Source organism: Hydrogenophaga sp. GW456-12-10-14-TSB4, from assembly GCF_059424305.1.
This window is the reverse complement of record NZ_JBWKZH010000112.1, coordinates 1-9,327: the sequence shown is the minus strand read 5'-3', so window position 1 is coordinate 9,327 and position 9,327 is coordinate 1. Positions and strand designations below refer to the sequence as shown.

The following is a 9,327-nucleotide window of genomic DNA, read 5'->3' as shown; positions in this document are numbered from 1 at the left end:
CCACAAACCCCACGCCCATGGCCACCCCGTACGGCACCCTGCCGGCGGCCTCGCCCCTGCCCCAGCGCAAGCCCGTGAGCCTGCCCCGGCTGAACGAGATGCGCGAGCGCGGCGAGAAGATCACCATGCTCACCGCCTACGACGCGACCTTCGCCGCCGTGGCCGATGCCGCCGGCGTGGAATGCATCCTGGTGGGCGATTCGCTGGGCATGGTGTGCCAGGGCCTGGCCAGCACCGCCGGCGTGACGCTGGAGACCATGGCCTACCACGTGGAGAGCGTGGCGCGCGGCCTGCGCCGCGTGCAGGGCACGGCCTGGCTGCTCGGTGACCTGCCGTTCGGCAGCTACCACGAGTCCAAGGAACAGGCGATGCGCAGCGCGGCGCAACTGGTGCACGCCGGCGCCCACATGATCAAGCTCGAAGGCGGCGGCTGGACGGCCGAGACCGTGCGCTTCCTGGTCGAACGCGGCATCCCCGTGTGCGCCCACCTGGGCCTGACCCCGCAGACCGTGCACGCGCTGGGCGGCTACCGCGTGCAGGGCCGCGGCGACGCGGCTGCGCTCACGCTCAAGCGCCACGCGCTGGAGCTGCAGGACGCCGGCGCCACCATGCTGGTGCTCGAAATGGTGCCGGCCGCGCTGTCGGCCGAGATCACCGGCCAGTTGCCGCATTGCCACACCATCGGCATCGGCGCGGGCAAGGGCACGGCGGGCCAGGTGCTGGTGATGCACGACATGCTGGGCGTCAACCTGGGCAAGAACCCGAAGTTCGTGCGCAACTTCATGGAAGGCGCCAGCAGCGTGCGCGACGCCATGGCCGCCTACGTGGCCGCCGTGAAAGACGGCAGCTTCCCCGACGACAGCCTGCACGCCTGGTGAATCGAAGGCCGCCGCAGCCCATGAACCGCTCCCGGCTGGTTCGGGGCTTGCAACAGCACCTGGAACGCCACACCTGGCCGCGCGCGCAGATGGCGCTGCTGGTGGCCCTGACCGGCGCCGCCGGCCTGCTGGCCTCCTTCCTGTTGCTGCAGGCCGGCCTGCAGACCATGTGGTTGCGCTACCCGCTGGCGCTGGGGGCGGCCTACCTCGTCTTCCTGGCCCTGTTGTGGCTGTGGCTGCGCACGAAAGCGCAGGACTACATCGACGCACCTGGAGGGCTTGGCGACACAGGCGGCACGCCCGACGGCGCGGCCCTGCCCACCCCGGTTTCCGGGGGCGGCGGGGATTTCGCCGGTGGCGGCGCCTCCGCCAGCTTCGATGCGCCGGACACGGTCACGAACCCGCTGGGCGACAGCCTGGGCTCGGTCGCCGATGCCGACGAATTCGCGATTCCGCTGGTCGTGGTGATGTTCGCCATCGGGCTGGCGCTCTCGTCGCTGTACGTGGTGTACGCGGCCCCGGTGCTGTTCGCCGAACTGCTGCTCGATGGCGCGCTGGCCGCCACGCTGTACCGCCGCCTGCGCGGCCTGGAATCCCGGCACTGGATCGAGTCCGCGGTGCAGCGCACGGCCGGGCCTTTTCTGTTGACCGCCCTCTTTCTGATCCTCTGCGGCGCGGCGATGCAGTGGTATGCGCCGCAGGCCCACTCGCTGGGCGACGTCCTGCAACACGCCGCACGCCCCTGAGAGCGCGGCGATAATGCCATCCGGCTGGCCGCTTCGCCCCCATCTGATCAACCCATGAAACTCGTTCACACCATCGAAGAGCTGCGCGCCACGCTGCGGCCGTTCAACGCACCGGCCCTGGTGCCCACCATGGGCAACCTGCACGCCGGCCATCTGGATCTGATCCGCGCCGCCAAACCCCTGGGCGACGTGACCGTGGCCAGCATCTTCGTCAACCGCCTGCAGTTTGCGCCGCACGAGGACTTCGACACCTACCCGCGCACCCTGCAGGCCGACTGCGACAAGCTCGCCGCCGAAGGCTGCGACGTGGTGTTTGCCCCGTCGGAAAAGGACCTCTACCCCGAGCCCCAGGGCTTCAAGGTGCAGCCGCCGGCCGAACTGGCCGACATCCTCGAAGGCCATTTCCGGCCCGGTTTCTTCACCGGGGTGTGCACCGTGGTGATGAAGCTGTTCCAGTGCGTACTGACCGAGGCCAAGGGCCCGCGCCACGCGGTCTTCGGGCAGAAGGACTACCAGCAGCAGATGGTGGTGCGCCGCATGGCGCAGCAGTTCGCCCTGCCGGTGAACATCGTGAGCGTGCCGACCCGGCGCGCCGCCGACGGCCTGGCGCTGAGCTCGCGCAACGGCTACCTGAGCGAGACCGAGCGGGCCGAAGCGGTGCAGCTGTCGCTGGCCCTGCGGGCCCTGGGGCGCGACGCCCTGGCCGCCGCCGACGGCCTGGCGCGGCGCCTGCCGGCGCTGGAAGAACGCGCCATGAAGGAACTGGCCGCGCGCGGCTGGCAGCCCGACTACCTCACCGTGCGACGCCGCGCCGACCTGCAGGCGCCGCAGGCCGGCGACCCGCTGGTGGTGCTGGGCGCCGCGCGCCTGGGCAAGACGCGCCTGATCGACAACTTTGAAATCTGAGCACCGGAGCTTGCGCCATGCTGCAACTGCGACCCAACTGCGAATGCTGCAACCGGGACCTGCCCAACGAGAGCACCGAGGCGCGCATCTGCACCTTTGAATGCACGTTCTGCAGCGACTGTGCCGACACCCGCCTGAACCACACCTGCCCGAACTGCGGCGGTGAACTGGTGCGCCGCCCGCGCCGGCCGGCCGCCGCGCTGGCCCGCCATCCGGCCTCGACCGAGCGCGTGTTCAAGCCCGAGGGCTGCACGCCCTAAAGGCCTTCTTCCTTCGGGTCGCGGCCCATGAGCGCGGCCACGGCCTGCGCCGGCTGCAGCCGGCCCTCCAGCAGCGCCACCACGCCCTCGCTGATCGGCATGTCCACCCCCAGCAGGCGCGCGCGCTGCACCACGGTGCGGGCGCTGTACACGCCTTCGGCGACGTGCCCCAGCGAATCCACCGCCTGCTGAAGGCTCAGGCCCTGGGCCAGCAACTGGCCCACGCGGCGGTTGCGCGAAAGGTCGCCGGTGGCGGTGAGCACGAGATCGCCCAGGCCCGACAGGCCCATGAAAGTTTCGGCGCGCGCGCCCAGCGCCAGGCCCAGCCGCGTCATTTCGGCCAGCCCGCGCGTGACCAGCGCGGCGCGTGCGTTCAGGCCCAGGTCCAGGCCGTCGCACAGGCCGGTGGCGATCGCCAACACGTTCTTCACCGCACCGCCGACTTCGACGCCCACGATGTCCTCGTTGGCGTACACGCGCAGCGTGGAACTGTGGAACGCAGCCACCAGCGCGTCGCGCACGCCGGCGTGTTCGCTCGCGGCCACCAGCGCGGTCGGCTGGCCTCGGGCCACCTCCTGCGCAAAGCTGGGGCCGCTGAGCACCCCGGCCTTGAGCTGCGGCGCCACCTGGGCCCGCACCTCGTGTCCCATCAGGCCGCGGGTCGGATCGCCCTCGCGCGGCGCCTCGAAGCCCTTGCAGAGCCAGGCCACGGGCGCGGGATGCGACGCCAGCAGCTGCAACATGCCGCGCAGGCCCGACATGGGCGTGCCGATGATCACCAGGTCGGCCTGCGCCAGTGCTTTGGAGGACGCATCCAGCGGGCCGGCATCGATCGTCACCGGGGGCGGCAGCACGACGCCCGGCAGGTAGCGCCGGTTCTCGCGCTGCGCGCGCATCTCATCGGCCTGGCGCGCATCGCGCGCCCACAGCGTCACCCGACGGGACTCGCCGCCCTGGACAGCCGCGCCGATGGCCAGTGCGGTGCCCCAGGCGCCCGCTCCGAGCACGACGATGTTCATGGGTCCCCGGCGAGAGGACTTACTGCGTGACGATGCGCGGAGCGTCGTCGGCGGCTTGTGCCTGTTGCTGCTCGTACATGGCCTGGAAGTTGATTTCGGCCAGGTGCACCGGCGGGAAACCGCCGCGCTGGACGATGTCGGCCACGTTGCTGCGCAGGTAGGGGTAGACGATCTGCGGGCAGGCGATGCCCATGATCGGGCCCATCTGGTCCTGCGGCAGGTTGCGGATCTCGAAGATGCCGGCCTGCTTGGCTTCGACCAGGAACACGGTCTTGTCCTTGATCTTGGTCGTCACCGTGGCGGTGACGCAGATCTCGTACACGCCATCGGCCACCGGGCCGGCTTCCACGCCGAGCTGGATGTCCACCGTGGGCTGCTCCTGCTCCAGCAGGATGGCGGGGGAATTGGGCTGCTCCAGGGACGCTTCCTTGAGGTAGACGCGCTGGATCTGGAAGATGGGGTCCTGGTTTTCTGCCATGGTGGTGTCTCGAAAGATTCGGGGAGGAAAAAACAAACCCGCCGGGGATCGAAGTCCCTGCGGCGGGCACTGTCCGGGATTATGTCAGCCCGGCAAGGCGGCTTCGTGACTCAGGCCTGCAGCATGGGCACCAGGCCGCCGCGCCCGTCGAGCGCATGCAGGTCGTCGCAGCCACCCACATGGGTGTCCCCGATGAAGATCTGCGGCACGCTGGTGCGCCCGGTGAGCTGGGTCATCTGTGCGCGCAGTTCGGGCTTGCCGTCCACGTACACCTCTTCCAGGTCGGACACGCCCCGCCGGTCGAGCAGGGCCCGGGCCCGGCTGCAATACGGGCAGTACGCGCTGGTGAACATCTTGACCTTGGCCATGCGGAAATCCTGTCAACCCTGGTGAGAACAAGCTTGAATGATCAGGCTTTTTCCACGGGCAGGTTGGCCGTGCGCCAGGCGCCCATGCCACCGGTCAGGGCATGCGCGTTCTCGTAGCCCAGCTTCTTGGCGATGGCCACGCCCTTGTTCGCGCTCGCGCCGTTGGCGCACACGAAGATCAGCGGCAGCGCCTTGTTCTTGACCGTGGTGGCCAGCTTGGCCTCCAGCTCGGCCAGGGGCAGGTTTTTCGCGCCGATCACGTGGCCGGACGCAAAACCGGCGGCATCGCGCACATCCACCACCACCGCCTTGTCGCGGTTCATGAGCTGCACGGCTTCGGTCGTGTTGAGCGACCCCGCACGACCGCCGGCAGAGGCCAGGGGCCAGAGCAGGAAGGCCCCGGACGTGATGGCCACGGCAATCAGAACCCAGTTTTCAATAAAGAAACTCACAGATACACCTTTCGAGTAAGCCCGGGATTTTAGAATGCTTGGCTGTGTCGCGCCGATCAGGTCCCGTGGCACATCGCCCGCCAGGCCGGTTTGCCGGCTTGTGATCCCCCCGTCCGTCCCCATTTCCGCTCTTCAACGCACGCCTTGCCCATGTACAAACTCGTCCTGATTCGCCATGGCGAATCCACCTGGAACCTGGAAAACCGCTTCACCGGCTGGACCGACGTGGACCTCACCGCCACCGGCCTGGAGCAGGCCAAGAATGCCGGCCGGCTGCTCAAGGCCGAAGGCTACGACTTCGACCTGGCCTACACCAGTGTGCTCAAGCGCGCCACGCGCACGCTGTGGCACGCCCTCGACGAGATGGACCGCACCTGGCTGCCGGTGGTGCACAGCTGGCGCCTCAACGAGCGCCACTATGGTGCATTGCAGGGCCTGAACAAGGCCGACATGGCCAAGCAGTACGGCGACGAGCAGGTGCTGGTCTGGCGGCGCAGCTACGACACGCCGCCGCCCGCCCTGGAGGCCACGGACCCGCGCAGCGAGCGCAGCGACCGCCGCTACGACCGGCTCAAGCCCGAAGAGATTCCGCTCACCGAATGCCTGAAGGACACGGTGGCACGCGTCTTGCCGTTCTGGAACGAAGCCATGGCGCCGGCGATCAAGGCCGGCAAACGGGTGGTGGTGGCGGCGCACGGCAACAGCATCCGCGCCCTGGTGAAGTACCTCGACGGCATTTCCGACAACGACATCGTCGGCGTGAACATCCCGAACGGCATTCCGCTGGTGTACGAGCTCGACGCCGATCTGAAACCGATCCGGCACTACTACCTGGGCGACGCCGAAGCGGCGGCCAAGGCCGCTGCGGCGGTGGCGGCGCAGGGCAAGGCCTGAAACCGGCGATCCGTCACGCCCTCCCGGGGAATACCATGTGGGGCCCCCGGGAACCGAAGCATTTCGCCATGCTCCAAGGTGTATATTGACCCGAGAGGGTCCCGCAGGCCCTGCACGGGCTTTTTTACTGGGGTATTTCGATGGCAAAACAGGTGAGTCACAAGCTGAAGATTGCAGGCTGGGTGGCCATTGGCGTGGTCGCCGGCGCGTTGACCACGGTGCAATTGCAGGCCGTCGCGCGCGGCGCGCTGGCCCCGTTGCCGCTGGAAGAGCTGCAGCAGCTCGCGGCCGTCTTCGGCATGGTCAAGAGCGACTACGTGGAGCCGGTGGACGAGAAGAAGCTGATCTCCGAAGCCATTTCGGGCATGGTCGCCAGCCTGGACCCGCACTCCCAGTACTTCGACAAGAAGTCGTTCAAGGAATTCCGCGAAGGCACCAGCGGGCGCTTCGTCGGCGTGGGCATTGAGATCACGATGGAAGACGGCCTGGTCAAGGTGGTCTCGCCGATCGAGGACTCCCCGGCCTTCCGCGCCGGCCTCAAGACCGGCGACCTGATCACCAAGATCGACGACACCCAGGTCAAGGGCCTGAGCATCAACGACGCCGTCAAGCTCATGCGCGGCGAGCCCCGCACCAAGGTGCTGCTCAACATCTACCGCAAGGACGAGAACCGCAGCTTCCCCGTGACGATCACGCGCGAGGAAATCAAGACGCAGAGCGTGAAGTCGCGTGTGGTGGAGCCCGGTTACGCCTGGGTGCGCGTGTCGCAGTTCCAGGAGCGCACGATCGAAGACTTCGCCCGCAAGATGGAAGACATCTACAAGGCGGACCCGAACCTCAAGGGCCTGGTGCTTGACCTGCGCAACGACCCGGGCGGCCTGCTCGACGCGGCCGTCGCGCTGTCCGCCGCCTTCCTGCCCGAGAACGTGACCGTGGTCTCGACCAACGGCCAGCTCGAAGACAGCAAGTTCACCTACAAGGCCACGCCGCAGCACTACCTGCGCCGCGGCGGCACCGACCCGATCAAGCGCCTGACCGACAACACCCAGGGTGCGCTCAAGCGCCTGCCGCTGGTGGTGCTGGTCAACGAAGGCTCGGCCTCGGCCAGCGAGATCGTGGCCGGCGCCCTGCAGGACCACAAACGCGCCACCATCCTGGGCAGCCAGACCTTCGGCAAGGGCTCGGTGCAGACGGTGCGCCCGCTCGGCCCCGACACGGGCCTCAAGCTCACCACGGCGCGCTACTACACACCGTCGGGCAACTCGATCCAGGCCAAGGGCATCGTGCCCGACGTGATGGTCGATGAGACCCCCGAAGGCAACGTGTTCGCGGCGTTGCGCACGCGCGAAGCCGATCTGCAGAAGCACCTGAACAACGGCACCGAGGCCGCCAAGGGCGACCAGGGCATGACCGATGCGCAGCGCGTCGCCGAACAGCAGCGCGACGAGGCCCGCGAGGCCGCGCGCAAGCGCCTGGAAGAGGAAGCCAAGAAGAACCCGAACCAGCGCCTCGTGCCCGAGTTCGGCACCGACAAGGACTTCCAGCTGATGCAAGCCCTCAACCAGCTCAAGGGTCAGCCGGTGCTGGTCAGCAAGACGCTGTCGGTGCGCACCGAAGAGAAAAAAGAAAACTGATGGACCCCGCGGGCGGCCACCGCCCGCGGTCAGCGCCTTGGACGACGCCCAGCTGCTGCGCTACTCGCGCCACATCCTGCTCAACGAACTCGGGGTCGAAGGCCAGGAGGCCCTGTTGGCCTCGCATGCGCTGGTGATCGGTGCCGGCGGCCTGGGCTCTCCCGTGGCGCTCTACCTGGGCAGCGCGGGGGTGGGCCACATCACGCTGGTGGACCACGACACCGTGGACGAGACCAACCTGCAGCGGCAGATCGCCCACAACCTGGCACGCGTGGGCCACCTCAAGGCCGAGTCGGCGCGCGAGGCGATCGCCGCCATCAACCCGGACGTGCGCGTGACCACCGTCACCACACGGGCCGACGCGGCGCTGCTCGACGCGCTGGTCGCGCAAGCCGATGTGGTGCTCGACTGCACCGACAACTTCGCCACCCGCCATGCCATCAACCGCGCCTGCGTGGCGCACCGCAAGCCGCTGGTGTCGGGCGCGGCGATCCGCATGGACGGCCAGCTCAGCGTGTTCGACACCCGCACCCCGGGCAACCCCTGCTATGCCTGCGTGTTCCCCGAGGACGCGGGCGTGGAAGAGGCCCTGTGCGCCACCATGGGCGTGTTCGCGCCGCTGGTGGGCATCGTGGGCACGATGCAGGCGGCCGAGGCGCTCAAGCTGCTGACCGGGCTGGGATCGCGCCTCACCGGCAAGCTGCTGATGATCGACGGGCGCGACCTGGCGTTCACGCCGATCTCGCTGCCGCAGAACCCGCAATGCGCGGTCTGCGGCCAGCCCCACTGACCGCGCCGGGTCAGGGCAGCGGGCAAGGCCCGTGGCGCTGGCGGAACTCGCGCGGCAACTCGGCCGACGCTTCGGCAAACAGCCCTTTTCGCCCCTGCCTCGCGCGCGCCTCTTCGTCCTCGAACGGCCCCAGGCTGCGGCGCCAGCGGTAGGACCAGGCCTGGCCCTGCACCACCATCCAGGCGGCGATGTCGTCCCCCTGGTGCGTGAGCCGGGCCAAGCCGCGCCCGTAGTCGTCGTGGTGGCGCACGCTCACCGCCACCACCTGGTTCAGCACCCGCCGGGCCAGGGCATCGCGCGAGGCGGTGCCGCCGGTCTGGCAGATCTCGGGTGCGTCGATGCCGTCGATGCGCAGCTTGCGGTAGCGCCCGCCGTCCAGCGGCTTGACCCACAGCGTGTCACCGTCGAACACGCGGCTGACCCGCGCGGCGTACACCGTGGGTTCGTCAGCCGCGGCCCCCAGTGCCCCGGCGGTCGCCAGCGCCAGGACCGCCCCAAGAACAGCCCGTCTCAACCTTTCTTGCCACCCAGCACCAGCAAGGCCGCGCCCACCACGATGGCGCCAACCCCGGCCCACACCGGCACATTGACGGTTTCCTTCTGCTTCACCGACAGCTCCAGCGGCCCCAGCTTCACCGCTTCCGTGTCCTTGGTGTAGCTGAAGCTGCCGTACACCAGGCCGAGCACACCGGCGACGATGAGAACGAGACCGACCAGCTTGGCTGCATTCATGGGGATTCCCTCGGATGGTTGCGCTTCCACCGGCCGACCCGGTTGTCGGCGGCGCAGCGCAGGCGCCCATGATGCACCAAGTGCGGGCTCTCGAGACCGACCTCAGTTGTGGATGACTTCCCCGGCGATCAGACCCGCGCCGAGCCCGCCCGCAGCGGCCCCTCCTCCAC

Annotated in this window: 13 protein-coding genes; 7 read left to right on the top strand and 6 right to left on the bottom strand. The window is 68.8% G+C overall.

The genetic code is table 11. From position 1 onward, the window contains the following. The 4 genes from panB to AC07ZS_RS28855 form a co-directional block, all read left to right on the top strand. The coding region (gene panB, locus AC07ZS_RS28870; RefSeq protein ID WP_494801880.1) for a 3-methyl-2-oxobutanoate hydroxymethyltransferase at positions 1–878 on the top strand (878 nt) is incomplete at its 5' end. 20 nt (positions 879–898) lie between these two features. Next, entirely contained in the window at positions 899–1,624 is a 726-nt protein-coding gene (locus tag AC07ZS_RS28865; protein WP_494801879.1) for a hypothetical protein, read from the top strand. A 54-nt stretch (positions 1,625–1,678) separates the two neighbouring features. Continuing rightward, the gene (gene panC, locus AC07ZS_RS28860) at positions 1,679–2,530 is read left to right on the top strand and encodes a pantoate--beta-alanine ligase (RefSeq protein ID WP_494801878.1); all 852 of its coding nucleotides are present in this window, start codon (positions 1,679–1,681) and stop codon (positions 2,528–2,530) included. Positions 2,531–2,547: 17 nt separating this feature from the next. Further along, positions 2,548–2,790 carry a DUF1272 domain-containing protein gene (locus tag AC07ZS_RS28855; protein WP_494801877.1) on the top strand — a complete coding sequence of 81 codons (243 nt, stop codon included), beginning with the start codon at positions 2,548–2,550 and terminating at the stop codon, positions 2,788–2,790. On the opposite strand, the gene AC07ZS_RS28850 is transcribed toward AC07ZS_RS28855, so the two are convergent. The 4 genes from AC07ZS_RS28850 to AC07ZS_RS28835 form a co-directional block, all read right to left on the bottom strand. After that, positions 2,787–3,809 (bottom strand): NAD(P)H-dependent glycerol-3-phosphate dehydrogenase, encoded by a 1,023-nt coding sequence (locus AC07ZS_RS28850; protein ID WP_494801876.1) that lies wholly within the window; start codon positions 3,807–3,809, stop codon positions 2,787–2,789. The genes AC07ZS_RS28855 and AC07ZS_RS28850 overlap by 4 nt on opposite strands. A 19-nt stretch (positions 3,810–3,828) precedes the next feature. Next, a complete protein-coding gene (gene secB, locus AC07ZS_RS28845) occupies positions 3,829–4,287 on the bottom strand; it encodes a protein-export chaperone SecB (protein ID WP_494801875.1) in 459 nt (152 codons plus the stop codon). Positions 4,288–4,397: 110 nt separating this feature from the next. Beyond that, a complete protein-coding gene (gene grxC / locus AC07ZS_RS28840; RefSeq protein ID WP_291114993.1) occupies positions 4,398–4,655 on the bottom strand; it encodes a glutaredoxin 3 in 258 nt (85 codons plus the stop codon). A gap of 41 nt (positions 4,656–4,696) precedes the next feature. Continuing rightward, on the bottom strand, positions 4,697–5,107 hold the full coding sequence (locus tag AC07ZS_RS28835) for a rhodanese-like domain-containing protein (protein ID WP_494801874.1): 411 nt from the start codon (positions 5,105–5,107) through the stop codon (positions 4,697–4,699). A 150-nt stretch (positions 5,108–5,257) separates the two neighbouring features. Here AC07ZS_RS28835 and gpmA point away from each other — a divergent pair, with 150 nt between their 5' ends. From gpmA to AC07ZS_RS28820, 3 genes are all read left to right on the top strand, one after another. Continuing rightward, entirely contained in the window at positions 5,258–6,001 is a 744-nt protein-coding gene (gpmA, locus tag AC07ZS_RS28830; protein ID WP_494801873.1) for a 2,3-diphosphoglycerate-dependent phosphoglycerate mutase, read from the top strand. A 152-nt stretch (positions 6,002–6,153) separates the two neighbouring features. Continuing rightward, entirely contained in the window at positions 6,154–7,635 is a 1,482-nt protein-coding gene (locus tag AC07ZS_RS28825; protein WP_494801872.1) for a S41 family peptidase, read from the top strand. A gap of 37 nt (positions 7,636–7,672) precedes the next feature. Next, complete coding sequence (locus AC07ZS_RS28820; protein ID WP_494801871.1) at positions 7,673–8,425, top strand: HesA/MoeB/ThiF family protein; 753 nt, start codon at positions 7,673–7,675, stop codon at positions 8,423–8,425. A gap of 10 nt (positions 8,426–8,435) precedes the next feature. On the opposite strand, the gene AC07ZS_RS28815 is transcribed toward AC07ZS_RS28820, so the two are convergent. Together AC07ZS_RS28815 and AC07ZS_RS28810 are read right to left on the bottom strand one after the other, a co-directional pair. Beyond that, positions 8,436–8,939: a thermonuclease family protein gene (locus AC07ZS_RS28815; protein ID WP_494801870.1), complete on the bottom strand. Its 504-nt coding sequence runs from the start codon at positions 8,937–8,939 to the stop codon at positions 8,436–8,438. Next, the gene (locus tag AC07ZS_RS28810) at positions 8,936–9,157 is read right to left on the bottom strand and encodes a hypothetical protein (RefSeq protein ID WP_494801869.1); all 222 of its coding nucleotides are present in this window, start codon (positions 9,155–9,157) and stop codon (positions 8,936–8,938) included. Before AC07ZS_RS28810 ends, AC07ZS_RS28815 begins: the two co-directional genes overlap by 4 nt. Positions 9,158–9,327 lie beyond the last annotated feature (170 nt).